The 21,841-nt window shown below is 66.7% G+C and carries 21 protein-coding genes and 1 other RNA gene; 2 read left to right on the top strand and 20 right to left on the bottom strand.

The genetic code is table 11. The features are described 5' to 3' along the window. Positions 1 to 164: 164 nt before the first annotated feature. The 16 genes from serA to ruvC form a co-directional block, all read right to left on the bottom strand. On the bottom strand, positions 165 to 1,754 hold the full coding sequence (serA, locus tag AUL30_RS16050; RefSeq protein WP_062228890.1) for a phosphoglycerate dehydrogenase: 1,590 nt from the start codon (positions 1,752 to 1,754) through the stop codon (positions 165 to 167). Between the two features lie 115 nt (positions 1,755 to 1,869). After that, positions 1,870 to 3,045 carry a phosphoserine transaminase gene (locus tag AUL30_RS16045; RefSeq protein ID WP_062228889.1) on the bottom strand — a complete coding sequence of 392 codons (1,176 nt, stop codon included), beginning with the start codon at positions 3,043 to 3,045 and terminating at the stop codon, positions 1,870 to 1,872. Between the two features lie 116 nt (positions 3,046 to 3,161). Next, positions 3,162 to 3,908, bottom strand: coding sequence for an outer membrane protein (locus AUL30_RS16040; protein ID WP_062228888.1), 747 nt, complete (start codon positions 3,906 to 3,908; stop codon positions 3,162 to 3,164). Positions 3,909 to 3,979: 71 nt separating this feature from the next. Further along, positions 3,980 to 5,332, bottom strand: a complete 1,353-nt coding sequence (gene glmM, locus AUL30_RS16035) for a phosphoglucosamine mutase (protein WP_062228928.1) — start codon at positions 5,330 to 5,332, stop codon at positions 3,980 to 3,982. Between the two features lie 234 nt (positions 5,333 to 5,566). Continuing rightward, positions 5,567 to 7,492, bottom strand: coding sequence for an ATP-dependent zinc metalloprotease FtsH (ftsH, locus tag AUL30_RS16030; RefSeq protein ID WP_062228887.1), 1,926 nt, complete (start codon positions 7,490 to 7,492; stop codon positions 5,567 to 5,569). Between the two features lie 88 nt (positions 7,493 to 7,580). Further along, positions 7,581 to 8,888, bottom strand: coding sequence for a tRNA lysidine(34) synthetase TilS (gene tilS, locus AUL30_RS16025; protein ID WP_062228886.1), 1,308 nt, complete (start codon positions 8,886 to 8,888; stop codon positions 7,581 to 7,583). Positions 8,889 to 8,929: 41 nt separating this feature from the next. After that, on the bottom strand, positions 8,930 to 9,880 hold the full coding sequence (ybgF, locus tag AUL30_RS16020; RefSeq protein ID WP_062228885.1) for a tol-pal system protein YbgF: 951 nt from the start codon (positions 9,878 to 9,880) through the stop codon (positions 8,930 to 8,932). Positions 9,881 to 10,094: 214 nt separating this feature from the next. Then, on the bottom strand, positions 10,095 to 10,625 hold the full coding sequence (gene pal, locus AUL30_RS16015; protein ID WP_062228884.1) for a peptidoglycan-associated lipoprotein Pal: 531 nt from the start codon (positions 10,623 to 10,625) through the stop codon (positions 10,095 to 10,097). A gap of 124 nt (positions 10,626 to 10,749) precedes the next feature. Continuing rightward, a complete protein-coding gene (tolB, locus tag AUL30_RS16010; RefSeq protein WP_244490869.1) occupies positions 10,750 to 12,039 on the bottom strand; it encodes a Tol-Pal system beta propeller repeat protein TolB in 1,290 nt (429 codons plus the stop codon). A 146-nt stretch (positions 12,040 to 12,185) separates the two neighbouring features. Further along, positions 12,186 to 13,217, bottom strand: a complete 1,032-nt coding sequence (locus AUL30_RS16005) for a cell envelope integrity protein TolA (protein ID WP_062228882.1) — start codon at positions 13,215 to 13,217, stop codon at positions 12,186 to 12,188. A 10-nt stretch (positions 13,218 to 13,227) separates the two neighbouring features. Then, positions 13,228 to 13,677 carry a protein TolR gene (gene tolR / locus AUL30_RS16000; protein WP_062228881.1) on the bottom strand — a complete coding sequence of 150 codons (450 nt, stop codon included), beginning with the start codon at positions 13,675 to 13,677 and terminating at the stop codon, positions 13,228 to 13,230. Between the two features lie 25 nt (positions 13,678 to 13,702). Next, on the bottom strand, positions 13,703 to 14,419 hold the full coding sequence (gene tolQ, locus AUL30_RS15995) for a protein TolQ (protein WP_062228880.1): 717 nt from the start codon (positions 14,417 to 14,419) through the stop codon (positions 13,703 to 13,705). 240 nt (positions 14,420 to 14,659) lie between these two features. After that, on the bottom strand, positions 14,660 to 15,175 hold the full coding sequence (gene ybgC, locus AUL30_RS15990; RefSeq protein ID WP_083507990.1) for a tol-pal system-associated acyl-CoA thioesterase: 516 nt from the start codon (positions 15,173 to 15,175) through the stop codon (positions 14,660 to 14,662). Beyond that, complete coding sequence (ruvB, locus tag AUL30_RS15985; RefSeq protein WP_062228879.1) at positions 15,172 to 16,215, bottom strand: Holliday junction branch migration DNA helicase RuvB; 1,044 nt, start codon at positions 16,213 to 16,215, stop codon at positions 15,172 to 15,174. The genes ybgC and ruvB overlap by 4 nt, the downstream gene beginning before the upstream one ends. Continuing rightward, a complete protein-coding gene (gene ruvA / locus AUL30_RS15980) occupies positions 16,212 to 16,832 on the bottom strand; it encodes a Holliday junction branch migration protein RuvA (protein ID WP_062228878.1) in 621 nt (206 codons plus the stop codon). Before ruvA ends, ruvB begins: the two co-directional genes overlap by 4 nt. Positions 16,833 to 16,845: 13 nt before the next feature. Beyond that, positions 16,846 to 17,361 carry a crossover junction endodeoxyribonuclease RuvC gene (ruvC, locus tag AUL30_RS15975; protein WP_062228877.1) on the bottom strand — a complete coding sequence of 172 codons (516 nt, stop codon included), beginning with the start codon at positions 17,359 to 17,361 and terminating at the stop codon, positions 16,846 to 16,848. A 142-nt stretch (positions 17,362 to 17,503) separates the two neighbouring features. On the opposite strand from ruvC, the gene AUL30_RS15970 reads away from it, so the two are divergent. Then, on the top strand, positions 17,504 to 18,607 hold the full coding sequence (locus AUL30_RS15970) for a serine hydrolase domain-containing protein (RefSeq protein WP_062228876.1): 1,104 nt from the start codon (positions 17,504 to 17,506) through the stop codon (positions 18,605 to 18,607). 23 nt (positions 18,608 to 18,630) lie between these two features. Here AUL30_RS15970 and AUL30_RS15965 read toward each other — a convergent pair whose 3' ends face one another. Then, a complete protein-coding gene (locus tag AUL30_RS15965; RefSeq protein WP_062228875.1) occupies positions 18,631 to 19,380 on the bottom strand; it encodes a YebC/PmpR family DNA-binding transcriptional regulator in 750 nt (249 codons plus the stop codon). A 114-nt stretch (positions 19,381 to 19,494) separates the two neighbouring features. Next, entirely contained in the window at positions 19,495 to 20,316 is an 822-nt protein-coding gene (locus AUL30_RS15960; protein ID WP_062228874.1) for a TIGR00282 family metallophosphoesterase, read from the bottom strand. A gap of 86 nt (positions 20,317 to 20,402) precedes the next feature. Here AUL30_RS15960 and AUL30_RS15955 point away from each other — a divergent pair, with 86 nt between their 5' ends. Further along, positions 20,403 to 20,999 (top strand): CAP domain-containing protein, encoded by a 597-nt coding sequence (locus AUL30_RS15955; RefSeq protein ID WP_062228873.1) that lies wholly within the window; start codon positions 20,403 to 20,405, stop codon positions 20,997 to 20,999. Here the strand turns inward: AUL30_RS15955 and AUL30_RS15950 are convergent. Next, positions 20,971 to 21,573, bottom strand: coding sequence for a 5-formyltetrahydrofolate cyclo-ligase (locus tag AUL30_RS15950; protein ID WP_062228872.1), 603 nt, complete (start codon positions 21,571 to 21,573; stop codon positions 20,971 to 20,973). The genes AUL30_RS15955 and AUL30_RS15950 overlap by 29 nt on opposite strands. 52 nt (positions 21,574 to 21,625) lie before the next feature. Further along, a non-coding RNA gene (ssrS, locus tag AUL30_RS15945) (6S RNA) lies at positions 21,626 to 21,783 on the bottom strand. Positions 21,784 to 21,841: the final 58 nt, after the last annotated feature.

Raw genomic sequence — 21,841 nt, 5'->3', positions numbered from 1 at the left:
CCCGTGGGCGCGCTGTTGGGCATGCGCGTCGCGCCAGCCCCACAAACGCGCGGGACTATAGAGAATGCCCGCCGCGTATGCGAGCACTCAATTCCGTGGACGCCCGCACATGACAAAGGGCGCCGCCGGCGCCCTTCGTGATGCCGATGGTTTTGGCAGATGCCTCAGACGTCGAAGGACAGGAGCTTCGCCTGGCCGATCGCGTTCAACTGGCGCACCTCGTTCAGGAAGGCCTCGTCCAGCGGCGCATCGAGATACAGGAGCGCGATCGCGCTGCCGCCCTCATGATCGCGGCCCAGATGGAAATTGGCGATGTTGATTCCATTGCGGCCGAAGGTCATGCCGAGCTCACCGATGACGCCGGGAATGTCCCGATTGGCGGTGTAGAGCATGTGACGGCCGACTTCGGCTTCCATGCTGATGCCCTTGATCATGATGAAGCGCGGCTTGCCGTCGGAGAAGCAGGTCCCCGCAACCGAGCGGCTCTGCTTATCGGTCTTGACCGTCAGCTGCACATAGCCGTCGAAGACGCCCGACTTGTCGCGGCGCACTTCGGAAACCGCGATCCCGCGCTCCTTGGCCATCAAGGGCGCGGAAACCATGTTAACGGTCTGCATCTGCGGCTTCAGGAGCCCCGCCAGGGCGGCGGATGTCAGAGCGCGCGTGTTCATGCCGGCGGGGGCGCCGTCGAACAGGATCTCGACCTCCAGGATGGGCTCGTCCGTCAGCTGCCCCGCGAAGCTTCCGAGGATCTCGGCAAGCTTGACATAGGGCGTCAGGATCGGAGCTTCCTCGGCGGTGATGGAAGGCATGTTCAGCGCGTTGGACACCGCCCCCTTGGTCAGGTAGTCGGCCATCTGCTCGGCGACCTGCAAGGCGACATTCTCCTGCGCCTCGGTCGTCGATGCGCCGAGATGCGGCGTGCACACGACGTTGTCCAGCCCGAAGAGCGGGCTGTCCGTCGCCGGCTCGACCTCGAAGACATCGATGCCCGCGCCAGCCACCTTACCCGAGCGGATCGCGTCCGCCAGATCCTGCTCGACGATCAGCCCGCCGCGCGCGCAATTGATGATGCGCACGCCGTCCTTCATGCTGGCGATGGACGCCGCGTCGATGATGTTGCGGGTCTTGTCGGTCAGCGGCGTGTGCAAGGTGATGAAGTCCGCGCGGCGGAACAGCTCCTCGAGCTCGACCTTCTCGATGCCCATATTCGCCGCCCGCTCCGCCGACAGGAAGGGATCGAAGGCGATGACGCGCATCTTCAGCCCCACGCCGCGCGCGGCGACGATGGCGCCGATATTGCCGCAACCGATGATGCCGAGCGTCTTGCCGGTGATCTCCACACCCATGAAGCGGTTCTTTTCCCACTTGCCGGCCTGGGTCGAGGCATCGGCGGCAGGGAGCTGGCGTGCCACGGCGAACATCATCGCCACGGCATGCTCCGCCGTGGTGATCGAGTTGCCGAAGGGCGTGTTCATCACGATGATGCCCTTGCGGCTCGCAGCCGGTATGTCGACATTGTCGACACCGATACCGGCACGCCCGATGACCTTGAGCTTGCCGGCCGCCTCGATCACCTTTTCCGTCACCTTGGTGGCGGAACGGATGGCAAGGCCGTCATACTGGCCGATCACCTCGAGGAGCTTTTCCTTGTCCTTGCCGAGGTCCGGCAGATAGTCGACCTCGACCCCGCGGTCCTTGAAAATCTGGACGGCTGTCTTGGACAGTTTGTCGGATACGAGTACGCGAGCCATGGCTATAACCTGACGTTGTGGTGACGGCCCGGGCCGCCCCTGAAAATGAAGATCGGATCATAAAGATAGCGGATGACGGGGCAGCCTTGCCGCCCCGCGCCGTTGCCGGCTGCCCTCAGGCGGCCGTTGCCAGCGTCGTCCGTTGTGCCTCATAGGCATAGGCGAGCCACGGCATGAGTGCCGCGATATCGGCGGTTTCGACCGTAGCACCGGCCCAGATGCGCAGCCCCGGAGGTGCATCGCGATAGGCGCCGATGTCGAGTGCGACGCCTTCCTTCTCCAGAAGCGCGGCGACGCCCTTGGCGAAAGCATCCTGCTGCTCTTTCGGCAGGGCCACGATTTCCGGCGCCGTGAAGGTCAGGCAGACCGATGTGTTCGATCGGATCGCCGCATCCTGCGCCAGAAAGTCGATCCAGTCGTTTGCCGCCACGAAGGCCTCGATCTCCGCCAGATTGGCGTTGGCGCGGGCCTTCAGCCCTTCCAGCCCGCCGATCGACTTGGCCCAGCCCAGCGCGTCGAGGTAATCCTCAACGCAGAGCATGGAGGGCGTGTTGATCGTCTCGCCCTTGAAGATGCCTTCGCTGAGCTTTCCGCCAGAGGTCATGCGGAACAGCTTTGGCAGCGGCCAGGCCGGCTTATAGGTCAGCAGCCGTTCGACGGCACGCGGGCTCAGGATGATGACGCCGTGCGCCGCCTCGCCGCCCAGCACCTTCTGCCAGGAGAAGGTGACGACGTCGAGCTTGTCATAGGGCAGATCCTGGGCGAAGGCCGCCGAGGTTGCGTCGCAGATGGTCAGCCCGGCGCGGTCGGCCGGTATCGCATCGCCATTGGGAACGCGAACGCCGGATGTCGTTCCATTCCAGGTGAAGACGACATCATGATCGAAATCGACATCGGCAAAATCGACGATCGATCCGTAGGGCGCTTCGAGCACGCGGGCATCGGCGAGCTTGAGCTGCTTGACCACATCGGTCACCCAGCCGGCGCCGAAGCTTTCCCAGGCTAGCATGTCCACGGGCCGCGCGCCCAGGAGGGACCACATGGCCATCTCGACGGCACCCGTATCGGATGCCGGGACGATGCCGATGCGATAGTCGGCGGGCACGCCAAGCACGGCGCGCGTATCGTCGATAGCTTGTAGAAGCTTCGCCTTGCCGAGCTTGGCGCGGTGCGAGCGGCCCAAAGCCGCATCAGACAGCGCATCCAGCGTCCAACCGGGACGCTTGGCGCAGGGGCCAGACGAGAAACGGGGATTGGCCGGGCGTGCGGCCGGTTTGGCGATCGGAGCCATAAAGCTACCCTCTCAGATAGAAGCGCCTCGTTGGGGAGGCGTGTCCCACTGACGGTGCTAAGCCCCCCGCCCGACACAGTCAAGCGGCGAAAGGTGCATCCTTCACACTTTTTGTCTTAGTCGAACCGCAGCCGCAATCCGAGCGTGACCATGTGGCGCTCCGACCCATCGTCCTTCAGCGCAAGGCTGCTGCCATCGGGCAGGCTTGCCGTCAGGAGATCGCCATCGTCCGAATAGGTGTAACGGTAGCCGAGATCGACGAGAACACGCTCCGTGATCCCATAGGCCGCCCCGGCCATGAGCGACCAGTTGGTCCGCCAGCCATCTCCGCCGGACACCGGCAGACGTTCGACGCAGCCCCCAGTGCCGCACAGGCCGGCAGCCGGTGCCTCGTAGCTGACATGGCCAAGGCCGATGCCGGCGCCGACATAGGGGGTCACGCCCATGATGGTGCCGAGATCGGCATAGAGGTTGAAGTCGAGATCGACCGTCTCGCGGCGTGCGAGCGCTTCGAGGCTGCAGCCCGCACCGCACAGGGCGGCGGCGTCCGCGCCGCCATTCACGTCGTCACTGCCGTAACGCGCCGTCACGTCGGCGCGCCAGATATCGGTGAATTTGTATCCGATGCCGACGCCTCCCATGAGCGCCGTGCCATTGTCCAGGAAGCCGGTCAGGCTGGTGCCGCCCACGAAGCCGCCCAGCCGGTCCGCATCGTCGGCAAGCGTATGGGCGGCATCGATCCGACCGTACCAACCCGTATCGGCCCCGATGCTTGCGCCGATGTCGGGCGCGGCGGAAAGGTCGCTGGCATGCGCCCCGCCCACGCAGACGAGTATGGCGAGAACTGGCAGGCTGCGCTTCATGTCCGGGCTTCACTCCGCTTCTGTTCGGAGATCAACCTATCGAGGCAGCCCTGCCCCAAGCTGAACCGCGCTCAGGCGGCCTGCTGCTCGCTCTTCAGAACGCCGACGATATCGTCCACGACGTCGTTGACGAGGCGCTCGTCGTCCCCTTCCGCCATGACCCGGATCAAGGGCTCGGTGCCCGAGGGGCGGATGACGATGCGCCCGGCGGCACCCAGGCGCGCGCGTCCGCTGTCGATCGCCTCCCGCACGTCGGTGCGCTCCAGCGGCCGGCCGCCGCCCACGCGGACATTCTTCAAGACCTGCGGCACCGGCTCGAAGCGGCGCGCCGCTTCCGAGACCGGCTGTCCCTTGCGGGCCACGACGGCCAGCAACTGCAATGCGGAGATCAGCCCGTCCCCGGTCGTGCCGAAATCCGACAGGACGATGTGACCGGATTGCTCGCCGCCGACATTGTAGCCATGCTGGCGCATATGCTCCACGACATAGCGATCGCCGACCTTGGTGCGGGCAAGCTCGATCCCGCGATCGCCAAAGAAGCGCTCGAGCCCGAGATTGGACATGATCGTGGCCACGACGCCGCCGGCAGCCAACCGCCCCTCCTCGGCCCAGGCTTCGCCGATGACGGCCATGAGCTGGTCGCCATCCACGATGGCGCCGTTTTCGTCCACGATCAGGACGCGGTCCGCATCGCCATCCAGCGCAATGCCGATATCGGCCCGCACCTCCCGCACCTTCGCCGACAGGGCGACAGGGTTGGTAGAGCCGCAATTCAGGTTGATGTTCACGCCGTTCGGCTCATCGCCGATGGCGACGACTTCGGCGCCGAGCTCCCACAGGACGGCGGGCGCCACGCGGTATGCGGCGCCGTTCGCGCAGTCGATGGCGACGCGGATGCCATCCAGCGTGAAGTCACGCGGGAGCGTGCGCTTGGCAAATTCGATGTAGCGGTCATGGACGCCATCGATACGCTTGGCACGGCCGAGTTGCCCCGCACCCGCCAGCCGGCGGCTCAGATCCTCGTCGATCAAGGATTCGATCGTCGCTTCCAGTTCGTCGGACAGCTTGTAGCCGTCCGGCCCGAAGAGCTTGATGCCGTTATCTTCGAACGGATTGTGCGAGGCGGAGATCATGACGCCGATGTCGCAGCGCAGCGAGCGGGTCAGCATGGCGACGGCCGGCGTCGGCATCGGCCCGACCAGGAAGACATCCACCCCGGCGGCAGTGAACCCTGCCACCATGGCGTTCTCGATCATGTAGCCCGACAGGCGCGTATCCTTGCCGATGACGACGCGATGGCGGTGGCTGCCCCGATGAAAGGCAAGGCCCGCCGCCATGGCGACCTTCATGGCGATTTCCGCCGTCATCGGATGCTGGTTGGCGCGGCCGCGAATGCCGTCTGTGCCGAAATAGGATTTCTTCATGTCTCGCTGCCCATCGACCGTTTCGCGCATCTATCGCCAAGCAGAATGACACCGAAAGTAAAAAAGAATGTCACCGGATAACATGCCGGCGGCATGCTCCCGCCACGCCCTTCGAGAAAGCACCATACAACCCTTGGGACGCGAGGGTAGCCCGGCTGCACATTGGAGGGACCCGTAAAACGAAGAAAGGGCGCCCAAGAGCGCCCTTCATCATCATTCCCAGTCGCCGTCCAATCAGGTCGTCGGCTGTGGTTCCAGACCGTCTTCCTTGCCGCTCGGCTTGGCCGGGCCGGCCTTGGGTACGGCTGATCCGCGCGAGGGGGGCGTATCGTCGCCCATGTCGCGGGCCAGCGGCTTGCCGGCCAGAAGGTCACGCACTTCGTCGCCCGACAGGGTCTCGTATTCGAGCAGCCCGTTCGCCAGCTTGTGCAGATCCTCGATATGCTCCCGCAGGATTGCGCGGGCGCGGTTCTCGGCCACCTCGATGATGCCGCGAACCTCCGAATCGATCAGCCGCGCCGTGTCCTCGGACATGTTCTGCTGCTGCGAGACAGAGTGGCCTAAGAAAACTTCCTCCTGGTTCTGTCGGTAGCGCAGCCGGCCGAGCTTGTCGCTCATGCCGTATTCCATCACCATGGCGCGCGCCATGTTGGTGGCCTGCTGGATATCGTTGGACGCGCCGGTCGTGACGTTGTCGAGCCCGTAGATGATCTCCTCGGCGGCACGGCCACCGAAGATCATGGACAGCCTGGCTTCCATCTCGTTCTTGCGCATGCCGTAGCGGTCACGCTCGGGAAGGTTCATCGTGACGCCCAGCGCCCGGCCACGCGGAATAATGGTCACCTTGTGCAAGGGGTCGTTGCCCGGCTCGTAGATGCCAACCAGGGCATGCCCGGCCTCGTGATAGGCGGTCAGGCGCTTCTCGTCCTCGGTCATGGCCATGGATCGGCGCTCGGCGCCCATCATCACCTTGTCCTTGGCATCCTCGAATTCGAGCATGGTGACAAGGCGCTTGGAGCGACGCGCCGCCATGAGCGCAGCCTCGTTGACGAGGTTGGACAGGTCGGCGCCGGAGAAACCGGGTGTGCCGCGCGCAATGGTCTTCAGATCGACGTTCGGCGCCAGCGGCACATTGCGCACGTGCACCTTCAGGATCTTCTCGCGGCCACCGACATCCGGATTGGGCACCATGACCTGGCGGTCGAAGCGGCCCGGACGCAGCAGTGCAGGGTCCAGCACGTCCGGTCGGTTGGTCGCGGCGATGAGGATGATGCCCTCATTGGCTTCGAAGCCATCCATCTCGACCAGGAGCTGGTTCAGCGTCTGCTCGCGCTCGTCGTTGCCGCCGCCAAGGCCCGCACCACGGTGCCGCCCAACGGCGTCGATTTCGTCGATGAAGATGATGCAGGGCGCGTTCTTCTTGGCCTGCTCGAACATGTCACGCACGCGCGAAGCACCCACGCCGACAAACATCTCGACGAAGTCGGAACCGGAAATGGTGAAGAAAGGGACGTTCGCCTCGCCCGCCACGGACCGGGCGAGAAGCGTCTTGCCGGTGCCCGGAGGGCCCACGAGGAGCACGCCGCGGGGGATCTTGCCGCCGAGGCGCTGGAACTTCTGCGGCTCGCGCAGGAACTCCACGATCTCTTCCAGATCCTGCTTGGCCTCGTCCACGCCGGCCACGTCCGCGAACGTCACGCGGCCATGCGCTTCGGTCAGGAGCTTGGCCTTGGACTTGCCGAAGCCCATGGCCTTGCCGCCTGCCCCACCCTGCATCTGCCGCATGAGGAAGATCCACACGCCGAGGATGAGGAGGATCGGCCCGAAGGACAGGAGCATCGACCAGATCGGGTTGGTGTTGTCGGCCGGCGGGCTGGCGCTGATCTGCACGCCTGCCGTTTCCAGCCGGCTGACCAGTTCGGGATCGCTCGGCGCATAGGTCTGGAACGGATTGGAGTTGTCCGTGTAGGTGCCGGTGATGCGCGGACCCTGGATGGTGACCGAACGGACACGGTTGCCCTGAACGTCCGTAAGGAACTGGGAATAGGGTATCTCGCGCGAAGCCGCGGTCTGCGATCCGTTCGAAAAGAGCTGGAACAGCGCGATCAGCAGCAGCGCGATGATCGCCCACAGGGCGAAATTCCTGAAATTCTGGTTCATTACCCGTCCTGGATTAGCGCCGCGGCCCTGCACGATCGTACCGGACCGGAAGCGACGGCCTGTCCGTCCTCGTCAAAATAGTGATCCGTCATTTGCTTGCCAACAGGCAAGGGCGCAATTCGGGCAAATTGGACGTAGGCACTTGAATTTTCGGTGTTCGCTCGGCGCAATGCCGGCCCAGCGGGTCGCCCGGAAGGTCCGCCGTCAGCCGCCAGCCGACGGTCTCCCTAACGTCCAGCTCGGACTTGGAAGCCTGGCGCAAGGCCGGATGCGCGGCGGCGATATCGCCGTCCGCACCCACCAGCACGGGCAGGGTGCGGCTGATCGCATTGCCGCGCCCCGTGGCCCCGAAGGCCGCCAGCCTGCCCGGCCCGACGGCCCGGACGATGAACCGCCGGTCGAACCAGACGCTGCCCTCCCCCATGGGCTCAAGCGAAAACTGCCCCGTTCGGCCATATTCGCGGTGGATCAACAAGGTGCTGCCGTTGCGGACGAGCCGGGCGCCGGACAGCGTCGCAGCGGATGCACCCCGGAAGATCGGAAGCGCCCGCACGGCCCGCGCAGCCGGCGGGACGGCCGATCCCGAGGCGGCGGTGACAGCCCGCGCCATCAGGGCCGCCCCGATGGCGTCCGCCTGGAGCGCCAGCGCATCGGCATCGATCTGCACGATCCCGTCCTCCAATATGTCGAGGGCGCCCCGCAGGGTCAGATCGGCGATGACCTTGCTCAGTTGCGCATCATGCTCTGCGCGCAGGGTCTGCGCTGCGCCGATGGCGCACAGAAGCTCCGCACGATTGTACAAGCCCTTGTTCAGAGCGAATCGCGCCCGCACCCGCGCATAGTCGGGGTTGCGGTTGGTCGGATCCTCCAGCCAGCCTTGGCCCTTGGCGGTCAGGGTCGCGCGCAAGCGCTCGGACGGCAGGTTGAGGAAGGGGCGGGCCAGCGCGATGCCGGGGCGAAGCGCACGCACCGGCCGCATGCCCGCCAGGAGAAGCCCGTGCCCGCCCCGGGCGGCAGCCAGAAGATGCGTCTCGATCTGGTCGTCGCGGTGATGGGCCGTGAGGATGGCAGCGGCGCCGAGGCGCGCTGCTTCCTGCGCCAAAAGACGATAGCGCGCATCCCGCGCGGCAGCGGCGAGATTGCCCCGGATCTGCGAAGGGCGCCAGCGCAGGGTTCGATGTTCAAGCCCGTGGCGGGCGCTTAAGGCAGCCACCCATTGCGCTTCCGCAGCGGCCTCCGGGCGCAATCCGTGATCGACTGTGGCGACGCTGAAGGCAATGTCCGGCAGGATCTCGCGGGCCTGCGATGCAAGGCAGAGGAGCGCAGTGGAATCAGCGCCCCCGGATACGGCCAGAAGCACGGTGGGCGCGGTCCGCAGCGGCAGGACGGCCCTCAACAGTTCAGCCGCCTCGGCGGCAGGAACCGGGTCGTCGCGCGTCAGCTGCAGCGGGACGTTCTTTCTTCGGCCTGCAGCTTGCGGCGCACATTGTCGCTCATGCTCGGATAGCGCTTCTCGACTTCCGAGTAGGTTGCACAGGCGGTGTCGCGGTTGTCGAGCGCCGCCAGGGACATGCCGAGCTTCAGGAGCATTTCGGGCCCCTTGCTGCTGTTGGCGTGCTGCTTCTGCGCCGTTAGGAAGACTTCGGCGGCATCGCGGTACTTTTTCTGGGCAAACAGGCTTTCGCCCAGCCAGTATTGCGCATCCGCGGCGTTTTCGGCGTTCGGATAGGTTTGGGTGTATTGGCGGAATGTTTCCTCCGCCATGACGTATTCCCCGGCCAGAAGGTAGTTGTAACCAAGGCCATACAGGTCGGACTCGTTGCGCGGCTGCACCGCAGCCACCGTATCGGAGCGCGTCGCCGAGGATGCAGAGCCGAAGGCCCCGCCATCGATGGCGGAGTTGAGGATCGAGCCGATCTCGTCGCCGCCGGACGAGGCGACCGTGTTTCCGCCACCGGTGCCGGTGGCAAAATCGGAATCGCCGCTGCCGCCGCTGGCGGCGGCCGGAGCCTGCGCCGTCGCCGTCGGTGCGGGCGTGGCCGGCGCAAGGCTGCCGCTGCGCTGGCCGGTCTGGCCGCCGCCGCCGCGGCCGCCTTCCAGGTCCTGGAAGCGGAGTTCGTTGTCTTCCTGCGCATTGCGCAGCTGCTCCTGCAGTTGGAGCACCATGAAGGACATTTCCTCCACCTTGCCCGTTAGCCGGCGGATTTCCTCTTCCAGCTGCGAAATGCGCACGGTGGTGTCGCCGCCGGCCTGCGCCAAGACGACAGGGGCCTGGTTGCGCTGTCCGCCGAACAGGTCGATGGCGGAAGCAGGCTGCGCCATGGCAACGCCGGCGCACAGCGCAACCAGCGTCAGGCGAAGGCTGCGGGAGCCGAAACGAAAGGTCATTCTCATTCCCCTGAAGGATTCAAAGCATCCCGGCCAGCCCCATCGGAGCCAGCCCGGCCGACATCGGTTTTACGCTTCCTTTACTCTGTGGAGAATGCCAGTTCGGCCAAATTTTGACAGTTTGGCGCAAGCCTCGGCAGAAACGACGAACGGCCCCGAAGGGCCGTTCACATTGACGCCAGACTGTTGCAGCCGCGCCATGCGCGGCCGCGGCTCAGCTTCCCGCGCCGCTGAGCACGGTGACGGCGCGGCGGTTCTGCGACCAGCAGGAAATGTCGTCGCAAACGGCCACCGGCCGCTCCTTGCCGTAGGAGATGGTGCGCATGCGGGCCGAGGATACGCCCTGGGAGGCGAGGTAGTCGCGCGCGGCGGCGGCGCGGCGGGCGCCCAGCGCCAGGTTGTATTCACGCGTGCCGCGCTCGTCGGCATGGCCTTCCACGACGATCTGGTAGTTCGGGTACTGGTTCAGCCACTGGGCCTGACGGGCCAGGGTCTGCTGCGCGTCGGCGCGGATCGAGGTCGAATCCGTATCGAAGAAGATCCGGTCTCCGACATTGACGGTGAAGTCCTGCTGCGTGCCCGGCGCCGCGCTGCCCGCAGCGCCGTAGCCGCCTGCGCCGCCGAGGCCCAACCCGCCGGCATTGTCCGGCAGGCCCTGGTTCTTCTTGGCGCAGCCGGCAAGGGCGAGCGCGGCGACAAGCGCCAAAGCAATACGGCTATGTGTGCCTAGAGCGATGCGGCGCATTGGCCGACTCCTTCGAATTTGATCGATCACGGTGAGTTTGCGTTTACCGTGGTCTGGGTTAACGCGAGGTCAACGCGCTGGCGCCGGGCCCACCTTTTTGGGCCTGTACCGGCGCCCTGCGTGACTATTCCAGAGAGGGCGACCAGGCCGGGTCCGAACCGTAGTTCGGCGTGGCGACCCGCTGCTCGTTGCGGCCGGTCAGGTCGATCGAATAGAGCGCCGGCCCGCCGCTTCCACGATCGTCGCGGAAGAACATGAGCACGCGTCCGTTCGGGGCCCAGGTCGGGCCTTCATTGTGGAAGCCCGAGGTCAGGATGCGTTCGCCCGAACCGTCGGGGCGCATCACGCCGATCTGGAACTGGCCGCCGGACTGTTTGGTGAAGGCGATCAGATCGCCGCGCGGGGACCAGACCGGGGTGGAATAGGACCCCTGCCCGAAGGAGATGCGCGTCTGGCCGCTGCCATCGGCGCCCATGACGTAGATCTGCGGCCGCCCGCCACGATCGCTCTCGAAGACCACCTTCGAGCCGTCCGGCGAATAGGAGGGCGAGGTGTCGATGGCGTTGGTGGAGGTCAGGCGCGTCGTCGCGCGGGAGCGCAGGTCCAGCGAATAGATGTTGGACGAGCCATCCTGCTGCAGGCTCATGATGACCCGCTGGCCATCGGGCGAAAAGCGCGGCGCGAAGGTCATGCCGGGGAAGTTCCCGACGATCTCGCGCTGGCCGGTCTCGAGCTGCAGCAGATAGACGCGCGGATCACCCTGCCCGAAGGACATATAGGTGATTTCCTGCCGGTTGGGCGAGAAGCGCGGCGTCAGGACGAGGTCGTTCCCCTGCGAGAGGTAGCGCACATTGGCGCCGTCCTGGTCCATGATCGCCAGGCGCTTGCGGCGCTGATCCTTGGGCCCGGTCTCGTCGACGAAGACGACGCGGGTGTCGAAGTAGCCCTTCTCGCCCGTCAGGCGCTCATAGATCAGGTCCGAGATGATATGCGCGATCCGCCGCCAATTGTCGGGATTGGCATAGAATTGCTGCCCGTCGAGCTGCTGGCCGGCATAGATATCCCAGAGCCGGAACTCGACCCGCAGCCGCCCGTCCGCCTCCGGCGTGACGCGGCCCGCCACCAGCGCCTGCGCGTTCAGGACGGTCCAGTCCTGGAAGCGCGGCGTCACGTCCGGTCCGATATCACGCTGGATGAAGGCCGCCGGCGCAATGGGCGCGAACAGGCCAGAGCGCTTCAGATCCGCCGTCACGACGTCGGTGATCTGCTGGCCGAGCTGGTTGGACGACTGGAAGGCCGGGATCGCGATGGGCAGGGGCTGGATATTGCCCTGCGTGATGTCGATCTCGACCTGCGCCCTTGCGGGCGCGGTTGCGCCAAGGCCGCACAGGACCAGGGCCAGTCCGGCCAGCATGGGCTTGAGAATGGATGTCATGGTTCGGGACCCCTTTGGTTCCGGGACGAATTCCTGTCGATCGCCCTTCCGGGCGGGGTGGCGGCCGACCCCGGCAGTCCTGGATCGATCGGCGTGTCTTGCGTAGCGCATCATCCGGTCTGCCCTCAGAACATCTGGCTGGGATCGAAGTTGATCTGGACCTGGCGCCAGCTATCGTACTTGTCGCTCGGCAGCGAATAGGGCGCGCAGCGGCGCACGGCGCGCACGGCGGCCTCCCCGGCCACGCGTTCGGCCGTCGAGCTGCCGCCACCATTGACGATCTGCGGCACGCCGATCAGCGCGCCCGACGGGTCGAGCTGCATCTGGATCGAGACGCGCAGCGTACCGGCGTCCGAAATGCCCGCCGGCGGCGACCAGCAGCGCTGCACCTGCGCACGCAGCGCATCCAGCTCGCTCTGGCTCAGCTTGGCGCCGGTGGTGCGCTGCCCGCCGAGCGAAGCCGCCTGTTCCGAACGGCGTGCGCCGCCACCGGCCGACTGCTCGCGATTGAGAAGGGCCGCGATCTCGTCGGCATCGAACTCGCGTTCGGTCTGGTCCTGCGCCGGGCGCTCCTGCGGCGTGCGCTCGGCGGTGCGGGTCGGCTGCGGCCGCGGCGTCTCGACCGGCTGCGGCGGTTGCGGCCGGACCTGCGGCGTCGGCACGTTCTGCGGAAGCTGCGGCTCGGGCTCGGGCGCCGGCTCCACGGCCGCCTGTTCGGTCGGCTGCGGCTCGGGCTCGGGCTCGGGCTCAGGCACCGGCACGGGCTCGGGCGTGGCTTCTTCCGGCGGCGCTTCCTGCGGTTGCGGTTCCGGTTCGGGTTCGGCGGCCGGCGGCGGCGCATCGGCCGTCGCGGTCTGGACCGTTTCGCGCGGGGCCTCCTGCGGCCGTGGCGGGGTGTCGAGGTCGACCTCGTTCTCGCCCACATTTTCAGCCGGCATGGGTGTGCGCTCGGGCGCCTGGGTGGGCGTGGGGGCCGGCGTCTCGGTCATCGGCGCCTCGTCGTCGCCGGCGACGACTTCGCTGTATTCCTCGATCGGCACGACGGAAACCGGCAGCGCCTCGCCCTGGGTCAGGTCCAGGGGCGCGGGCTGGAAGTGCCACAGGCCCCAGGTCAGGACCAGGGCATGAAGGACCGCTGATGTGGCGAATGGCTTCATCGCGGGCGGATCAGCTCTGGGCGTCCTGGGCCGTCACCAGCCCGATATTGGTGTAGCCGGCGGCGGAGATCCGCGCCATGACGCGCATGACGGTCCCATAATCCGCGGACTGGTCGGCGCGCACGAAGATCCGCTCCTCGTAACCGGTCTGGGAGATGGCGCGCAGCTGCTCGACGATGGCGTCGGGCTGAACCTCGGACTCCTGGATATAGACCTTGCCGTCCGCCTGTACGGAGATGGTGATGGGCTGGGTGTCGGCGTTCAGCGCCTTGGCCTGCGTCTTGGGCAGGTCGAGCGGAACGCCCACCGTCATGAGCGGCGCGGACACCATGAAGATGATCAACAGGACCAGCATGACGTCCACCATGGGCGTCATGTTGATCTCGCTCATCGGCTGACGCTTGGAACGGGAGCGCCGTCCGCCCCGTCCACCTGTCGAAAGTCCGCCGGACATGCCCATGTCGATCGTCCCCGTTTCTGGTGGCTCAGCGCGCCGTCATGCGTTCGTCGATCTGCCGCGACAGGATCGCGGAGAACTCGTCGGCAAAGGCTTCGAGCCGGCCACCGAGCTTGCCGGCATCGGCGGACAGTTTGTTGTAGGCGATCACGGCTGGGATGGCGGCCACCAGGCCGATGGCGGTGGCAAGCAGCGCCTCGGCGATGCCGGGCGCCACGACAGCGAGGCTCGTCTGCTCCGATGCCGCGATGGCCTGGAACGAGGTCATGATGCCGACGACGGTGCCGAACAGGCCGACGAAGGGCGCCGCCGAGCCGACCGTCGCCAGGAAGCCGAGCCGGGATTCCAGCCCCTCCACTTCCCGCGCGATCGTGACATCCATCGCCTTCTCGATACGGGCCTGCAGCCCGATCGGCGAACGGGCCCCCTTTTCGAAACTCTTCTTCCATTCGCGCATGGCCGCCACGAAGAGCGAGCCCATGCCCGTCGTACGGCGGTCGGCCAGGGTCTGGTACAGATCCTCCAGCGACTGGCCGGACCAGAAGGTGCTCTCGAAACTGTTGAGCTGACGGCGGAAGGCGGCGTAGCGGGTCGCCTTGTCGAAGATGATCGCCCACGACCAGACCGAGGCCACCAGAAGGCCCAGCATGACCATCTTGACGATGAAGCCCGCCTGCCAGAACAGGTCCAACAGGCCGACGCCATGAGCCTGTGCGGCAAGGCTCGTCTGGGCGACTTCGTTCATGTGCTTTGACCCTCGAATGGCCACGACGCCGTCTCGCGCCGTGGCTTTGGCTTTCCCGTGAATGCGTGGAGCGGCGGATGACGGAGCCGCCGCACGAACGGGCCGCCACTCCTCCTGGCGCCCTTTCACCCGCAGAATCAGGTAAAAGAATGGCGCATTCGGCCGACGAACCCGGTGCTCACCATGCGCTGTTAAGGTTAACGCCGCGTTACAGGGGCAGTAAGCAACCCGTTGTTGCAATTAGGAGTCGGCATCAGCACCCAGCCGTTGTGCAACGGCAGCCGGCATCCGGCGTGGCCTGCCGTCCGGCGCGATCACCGCCACCTTGACACGGGCTTTGACCAAACATTGATCGCCGCAGGCGATTGTCTGTTCCAGAACCACCCGCGCCCCGCCAAGCAGCGCCGTGCGCGTCTCGACCGTCAGGATATCGTCAATCCGCGCCGGGCGCAGGAAGTCGATCTCCATGTGCCGGACGGCGAAGGCCATGGGGTCGCCGAACCGGCCATCCATCAGTTCGCGGTGGCCGATGCCATGCCAGCGCAGGTAATCGGTACGGCCGCGCTCCAGGAAATGCAGGTAGCGGGCGTGATAGACCACGCCCGAAAAATCCGTATCCTCGAAATAGACCCGGACCTCGAGCCGGTGGCCGCCGGGTACGAGCCTGCCGGCATGCGCTGGCCCATCGCGCTCCGCGCAAGATGCTGGCCCATCGCGCTCCGCGCAAAATGCTGGCCCACCGCGCTCCGCGCTCATTGGTCGTCAGCCTCGTCGAAAAGGGTCGCCTGCGCGCCCTGCCAACCGGCCGGCGGCGCCAGGCCCAGATGGCGGAAGGCGTGTGCCGTCAGGACGCGTCCGCGCGGTGTGCGCTGGATGAAGCCCTGCTGCAAAAGATAGGGCTCCACGATATCCTCGATGGCGTCGCGCGGCTCCGACAGTGCCGCCGCGATCGTGTCGATGCCGACAGGGCCTCCCCCGAAGTTGAAGGCGATAAGCTCCAGGTAGCGTCGGTCCAGGGGGTCGAGCCCCAATCCGTCGACTTCCAGCCGGGTCAGGGCTTCGTCCGCCACGCGGCGGTCCACGGTCTGCGCTCCGGCCATGGTGGCGAAGTCGCGCACGCGGCGCAGGAGCCGGCCGGCGATGCGCGGCGTGCCGCGCGCGCGGCGGGCGATCTCACGGGCGCCGTCGTCCGCCATGGGCAGCGCCATCAGCCGCGCGCCGCGCCGCACGATGTGTTCCAGCTCCTCGACCGTATAGAAGTTCAGCCGCACCGGAATGCCGAAACGGTCGCGCAGCGGCGTCGTCAGAAGCCCGATCCGCGTCGTCGCCGCAACCAGCGTGAAGCGGGACAGATCGATCTTCACCGAGCGGGCGGCGGGCCCCTCGCCGATAATGAGGTCGAGCTGGAAATCCTCCATGGCCGGGTACAGGATTTCCTCCACCGCCGGGCTCAGCCGGTGGATTTCGTCGATGAACAGAACATCCCGCTCTTCAAGATTCGTCAGGAGCGCGGCCAGATCCCCCGCCTTGGCGATGACAGGGCCGCTGGTCGAGCGGAAATTCACGCCGAGCTCCCGCGCCATGATCTGCGCCAGCGTCGTCTTGCCGAGCCCCGGCGGCCCGACAAAGAGGACATGGTCCAGGGCCTCGCCGCGCGTCTTGGCGGCTTCGATGAAGATTTTCAGATTGGCGCGGGCAGCGGCCTGTCCGACGAAATCCTCCAGCCGCTGCGGCCGCAGCGTGTTGTCGTCCTCGCCCCGCTTGTCGGCGCTGACCAGATCGCGCGCGTCGCTCATCGGCTCAGCGCCTTCAGGCCCAAGCGGATCAGCTGCGTGGACGCGGCATCCTCACCGGCCTCCTTCACGGCCGCGGCAATGGCATTGGCGGCCTGGTCCCGCGCATAGCCGAGATTGACCAGCGCCGAGACCGCATCGGCCACGGCGCCACGTGCCACGCCCTCGCCCAGATCCCGCTTGAGCGCGAAAGCCTCCACGTCGCCGGCCGTGGCGAAGGCCGGCGCTTTGTCCTTCAGTTCGGCCACGATGCGCGCCGCCACCCGTGGCCCGACGCCGGGCGCGCGTGCGACCATGGCCTTGTCCTGCAGGGCGATCGCATTGGCGAGGTCCCCCGGGGCCAGCGTTCCGACAACCGCCATGGCGACCTTCGAGCCGACACCCTGCACCGTCTGCAGAAGGCGGAACCAGCCGCGCTCGGCCTCGCTCGCAAAACCATAGAGGCGGATCATGTCCTCGCGCACGACGGTTTCGATGAAGAGCGTCACCGCCTCGCCGGCGGCGGGCAGGCCCGCCAGCGTGCGCGCGCCGCAAAAGGCGACATAGCCGACGCCGTGCACGTCGACGATGACATGATCGTCGCCCACGCCGTCGACGCTGCCTTTCAACTTTCCGATCACGTCGCTTGTCCCGTCACTGTGCGAAAGCCAGCCGCGCCGCGGCCGACTGGCGATGATGCGTATGGCATACGGCAATGGCCAGCGCATCTGCCGCATCGTCGCTGTCGAAGCTGGCGCGCGGCATGAGCACCTTCACCATCATGTGGATCTGTGTCTTTTCGCCATGGCCGACGCCGATCACCGCCTTCTTGACGGCATTGGGCGCATATTCCGCCACGGGCAGTCCAGCCAGCGCCGGCACCAGCATGGCGATGCCGCGCGCCTGGCCGAGCTTGAGCGTCGCCGTGGCGTCCTTGTTCACGAAGGTATGTTCGACGGCCGCTTCGTCGGGCCGATACTCGTGAATGATGGCGGCCAGCCCGTCATGCAACTGCCGGAGCCGGGAGGCGAGGTCCAGCCGGCTATCGGAGGCAACCGTGCCGGAACCCACGAAACGAAGGCTGTTGCCGAGCGTTTCGACGACGCCCCAGCCCGTCCGGCGCAGACCGGGATCGATGCCGATGATGCGAATGACGCTCTCCCGCAACAAACCACTCCACCTCTCTTTTACGCCATGACACTCGATTCGTTAACGCAGAGGAGTGAACAAAAGCGAAACATGCGCGGAGCACGTCGCAGAAAGGGCACAGTGGCGGCCTAGCCAAATCAGCATTGCAATTGGAGGCACGACCATGGTCCGATCCCGGTTCGGAACTCTCCTATGCCTGTGCCTGTCGGCTCTTATGATCGCGCCCGCCGCCCTCGCGCAGGATGCGGTTCCGTCCGATGTGCGCGAAACGCCGCCTGCGCCGTCCGGGGCCGTCGCGCTGGGAGCGCTCGGGCCTGCCTTCTCGGCCATGGCACCGCTCCGCACGGTGATGATCGCGCAGGGCGGTGATACGGTGCTGGAGGCGGGATTCCGTGGCTACCGCACCGACCGCGCCGCCAACATCAAGTCGGCCTCCAAGTCGGTCATCTCCGCCCTCGTCGGCATCGCCATATCGAAGGGCATTCTGGGGGGCGCCGACCAGCGGATCGAAACCATCCTGGGCGCGTCCTTCCCGGCAGATCCCGATCCGCGCCTGTCGCAGGTTACCATCGGCCATCTTCTGTCCATGCAGGCCGGGCTGGAGCGCACCTCCGGGGCCAATTACGGCGGCTGGATCGCCAGCCGCGACTGGGTGCGCGATGCGCTCGCCCGTCCCTTCGTGGATGCACCCGGCGGTGCGATGCTCTACTCCACCGGCTCCACGCATCTTCTGTCCGCCATCCTGACCAAGGCCAGCGGCAAGCCCACCCGCCAGCTCGCGCGGGAATGGCTGGCGCCGGCCGGGGCGGTCGTGTCCGGCTGGGAGCGGGACCCGCAAGGCATCGATCTTGGCGGCAACCAGACCGCCATGACGCCCCGCGCCCTCCTGGCCTTTGGGGAGCTCTACCGGCGCGATGGCCTGTCGGCCGATGGCACGCGCGTCATTGCGGCGGACTGGATCGCGGCAAGCTGGACCCCGCGCACACGCTCGCGCTTCACGGGGGAAGCTTACGGCTATGGCTGGTTCCTGTCGCGCTTTGCCGGGCACGATGGCGCCTATGGCTGGGGCTATGGCGGCCAGATGATCTACGTGATCCCGAGCCTGGAGCTCACCGTCGCCATCACCTCGGACGACAGCCTGCCCTCCGGCCGCAGCGGCTATGTGGGCGATCTGCACCGGCTGATCGCCGAACAGGTCGTCCCGGCGGCACAGGCGGCGCTTGCCGCCCGTGCACGGAATGAAGCCGTGCCCGCCTCCGATGGTTAGGCGGCTCGGGAAGCGTCTTGCGGTCAGGCGGCCGACAGGCGCGCCATGACCTCGTCGTCCACCTCGAAATTGGCATAGACGTTCTGCACGTCGTCATCATCATCCAGATTGGCGATCAGCCGCAGCACGGACTGGGCCTTTTCCTCGTCGACCGGCGCGCCGGTCTGCGGCCGCCAGATGGCCTTGACGCTTTCCGCCTCGCCCAGCGTCTTCTCCAGTGCGGCGGCCACCTCTCCGATATCCTCGAAGGCGGTGATGATGCGGTGCCCGTCCTCGTCGGACTGCACGTCGTCGGCGCCGGCCTCGATCGCCGCCTCCATCACCGTATCGGCATCGCCCGCCTTGGCCGGGTAGAGAATTTCGCCCACGCGGTCGAACATGAAGCCGACGGAGCCCGTTTCGCCGAGCGCGCCACCGGACTTGGTGAAGTAGGAGCGGACATTGGCCGCCGTGCGGTTGCGGTTGTCGGTCAGCGCCTCGACGATCACGGCGACACCCCCGGGGCCGTAGCCTTCGTAGCGGACGGTCTCGTAATTATCGCCCTCGCCGCCTGCGGCCTTCTTGATGGCGCGCTCGATATTGTCCTTGGGCATGGATTGCGCCTTGGCGTTGTTGATCGCCAGGCGCAGACGGGGGTTCATGTCCGGGTCCGGCAGGCCGGCCTTGGCGGCCACGGTGATCTCACGCGCAAGCTTGGAGAACATCTTGGAGCGGACGGCATCCTGCCGCCCCTTGCGATGCATGATGTTCTTGAATTGTGAATGGCCGGCCATCGGGCACCTGTTCTGTTGTCCTGCGCGGCGCAGCGGTGCTGCGCGGCGCTTTACGCAATCGGTTATGGTTCGCAGGTATAAAAAATTGCACAGGCCGCGTAAAGTTGGCCCCGCCTACCAGAAATCCGGCGTGCTTTCCTGCAGCCGCGCGCCCAGCCGCACGGGGGCGACCTTTTCGGCCAGGCCCGTCCGCTCGCTGATCTCCACCGCCAGCCCGCACAGGGTGGCAGGCCCGGACGCGGCCTCGAAGCGGCCGCGCGGCACCTTCGTCAGGAACCGGTTCAGCGGCTCCTCCTTGTCCATGCCGAGGGAGGAATCATAATCGCCGCACATTCCGGCATCGCTCTGATAGGCCGTGCCATGCGCCAGGATCTGCACGTCGGCCGTCGGGACATGGGTGTGCGTTCCCACCACAACGCTGACCCGCCCGTCGAGGAAATGGCCCATGGCCTGCTTCTCGCTCGTGGCCTCGGCGTGGAAATCGATGATGACCGCATCGGCCTGCTCGCGCAGCGGGCTCGATTCCACGATGTCGGCCGCGCAGCGGAAGGGATCGTCCAGATCCGGCGACATGAAGGCCCGGCCCATGATGTTGGCCACCAGCACACGCGCCCCGTTGCGCGCCACGAACAGCCCGACGCCGCGCCCCGGCGTGCCGCGCGGATAGTTGGCCGGCCGCAGGAAGGCATCGTGCCGTTCGGCGAAGCTCAAGGCCTCGCGCTGGTCCCAGACGTGGTTGCCCGTCGTCATCACGTCGGCGCCCGCCTCGAGCGTCGCCTCCAATATGTCTTCGGTGACGCCGAAGCCACCGGCCGCATTCTCGCCATTGACGACGACGAAATCGAGCTTCCAATCCGCGATCAGGCCGGGAAGACGCTCCAGGACGATTGTCCTTCCGCTGCGCCCGACCATATCGCCCAGAAAGAGAAACCGCATCTTTCCTGCCTCCTCGCCCCGGGACCGTCAGGCCGTCGTGGCGCATCCGTCATTTCACACCTTTCCCGTCAGATAGAGAGATTGCCATGGATGGAACAGAGCGAACCCGCCGAACCGACGGGTCATCCCCAAGCCGCCGCGCCTTCCTGGCCGGAACCGCCGCCATCGGCGCCACAGCGCTTCTTGCCGGTTGCACCAGCGTGGCGCCATCGGGCCCGACCGTCCCGCTGCCGCTCGATGATTCGGCGGCGCTGCGCAGCGTCAATGCCTTTCGGGCACGCAACGGTTTGCCGCCGCTGCGGATCGACGGGCGGCTGATGCAGGCGGCCCGGGTCCAGGCGGCCGCCATGGCTGCCTCCGACAGGCTGGATCATGCCGCGGGTGGCCGGCTGACCGGGCGCGTGACGGATGCCGGCTATGCCTGGTCCACGACCGCCGAGAATATCGGGCGCGGCTATGCGACCTTCGAAGCGGCCATGCAGGGCTGGATCGGCTCGCCAGGCCACCGGCGCAATCTGTTGAACCCCAATATTACGGAAATCGGCTTTGCCGGTGCCCGCTCCGCAACGGGCGGGCGCAATTACTGGGCGCAGGTCTTCGCCGCGCCGCGGGCTGCCTCCGGCCAGGGAACGGTGTTTCGCGGCCGGGTCCTGGCTACCGGCGGTATATTGCGCTTTCCGTAACGATCATGTCGAGCGGCCGGTCGTGCGGCTCCATGGGCACGGCGTCGACGCGCTGCGCCTCGAAGGCCATTCCGATGGTGACGAGCCGATGGCGGCCGGACAGGCGGGCGATGGCGCGGTCGTAGAAGCCGCGCCCGTAGCCGCAGCGCCCGCCCTTGGCGTCGAACGCCGCCAGCGGCACGATGAGAATCTGTGGGTGCAGTTCCGGCGCCTCCGGCCCCGGCGCGACGGTGCCGAAGCCCTGTGCTTCCAGGGCACCCTCACCGGCCGGCAGCGCCCGGAACAGGAGTTCACCCCCCACGATCGCCGGAACGGCGATCTTTGCGCCCCGCGCCCGCAATCTCGCCATCGCCTGCCCTGGATCGGCCTCCGAGCGGATCGGGAGGTAGCCGCCGACCGTGTCGAAGGCGGCACCGCGCCCGACCTGCAGCGGCAGTTCTGCAATCGCGGCTGCGATGGTAAAAGACGCCTCGGCCCGCCAGTGCGGCGGCAGCGCGTCGCGGCGCGCCAGTGCCTGCCGGCGTATGAGCGCCTTGGCTTCTGCGAGTGCGGGGGATGGGTCGGAACGGGTCATCGCGGGGGTTGTCTGTGCGGAACGCTCTGTCGCCGCGCGACGGGATGAGGAGTGGCAAGCCACCTCGGCCGATGAGAAAGTCGATCCCGGGAACCTACAGAGTAGGTGGGCACCGTATACTCCGGTCCACGGACCAGAACAGGGACAGCTCCCTTCGGAATGACTAAGGCCCCGAGGAAATGTTATCCCTGTCGGACCGCGCAGCCTGCCGCCATCAGATATAGTCCTCGGCTGCGGTGAGCGCCAGTGGGTCGGCCGGGTGAATTTC

The organism is Aureimonas frigidaquae, from assembly GCF_001463905.1.
GTDB classification, from domain to species: domain Bacteria; phylum Pseudomonadota; class Alphaproteobacteria; order Rhizobiales; family Rhizobiaceae; genus Aureimonas; species Aureimonas frigidaquae.
This window is presented reverse-complemented; position numbering and strand designations above follow the sequence as displayed.

Coding starts and splice junctions, on each gene's coding strand:
- ybgC (WP_083507990.1), bottom strand. CDS start 15,175: ATGAGCGCGGAGCGCGGTGGGCCAGCATTTTGCGCGGAGCGCGATGGG.
- AUL30_RS15960 (WP_062228874.1), bottom strand. CDS start 20,316: ATGCGGTTTCTCTTTCTGGGCGATATGGTCGGGCGCAGCGGAAGGACA.
- AUL30_RS15955 (WP_062228873.1), top strand. CDS start 20,403: ATGGATGGAACAGAGCGAACCCGCCGAACCGACGGGTCATCCCCAAGC.
- ruvB (WP_062228879.1), bottom strand. CDS start 16,215: ATGAGCGACGCGCGCGATCTGGTCAGCGCCGACAAGCGGGGCGAGGAC.
- AUL30_RS15950 (WP_062228872.1), bottom strand. CDS start 21,573: ATGACCCGTTCCGACCCATCCCCCGCACTCGCAGAAGCCAAGGCGCTC.
- pal (WP_062228884.1), bottom strand. CDS start 10,625: ATGCGCCGCATCGCTCTAGGCACACATAGCCGTATTGCTTTGGCGCTT.
- AUL30_RS16045 (WP_062228889.1), bottom strand. CDS start 3,045: ATGGCTCCGATCGCCAAACCGGCCGCACGCCCGGCCAATCCCCGTTTC.
- serA (WP_062228890.1), bottom strand. CDS start 1,754: ATGGCTCGCGTACTCGTATCCGACAAACTGTCCAAGACAGCCGTCCAG.
- AUL30_RS16005 (WP_062228882.1), bottom strand. CDS start 13,217: ATGAAGCCATTCGCCACATCAGCGGTCCTTCATGCCCTGGTCCTGACC.
- tolQ (WP_062228880.1), bottom strand. CDS start 14,419: ATGAACGAAGTCGCCCAGACGAGCCTTGCCGCACAGGCTCATGGCGTC.
- AUL30_RS16040 (WP_062228888.1), bottom strand. CDS start 3,908: ATGAAGCGCAGCCTGCCAGTTCTCGCCATACTCGTCTGCGTGGGCGGG.
- AUL30_RS15970 (WP_062228876.1), top strand. CDS start 17,504: ATGGTCCGATCCCGGTTCGGAACTCTCCTATGCCTGTGCCTGTCGGCT.
- tolB (WP_244490869.1), bottom strand. CDS start 12,039: ATGCTGGCCGGACTGGCCCTGGTCCTGTGCGGCCTTGGCGCAACCGCG.
- tolR (WP_062228881.1), bottom strand. CDS start 13,677: ATGGGCATGTCCGGCGGACTTTCGACAGGTGGACGGGGCGGACGGCGC.
- ybgF (WP_062228885.1), bottom strand. CDS start 9,880: ATGACCTTTCGTTTCGGCTCCCGCAGCCTTCGCCTGACGCTGGTTGCG.
- ftsH (WP_062228887.1), bottom strand. CDS start 7,492: ATGAACCAGAATTTCAGGAATTTCGCCCTGTGGGCGATCATCGCGCTG.
- glmM (WP_062228928.1), bottom strand. CDS start 5,332: ATGAAGAAATCCTATTTCGGCACAGACGGCATTCGCGGCCGCGCCAAC.
- AUL30_RS15965 (WP_062228875.1), bottom strand. CDS start 19,380: ATGGCCGGCCATTCACAATTCAAGAACATCATGCATCGCAAGGGGCGG.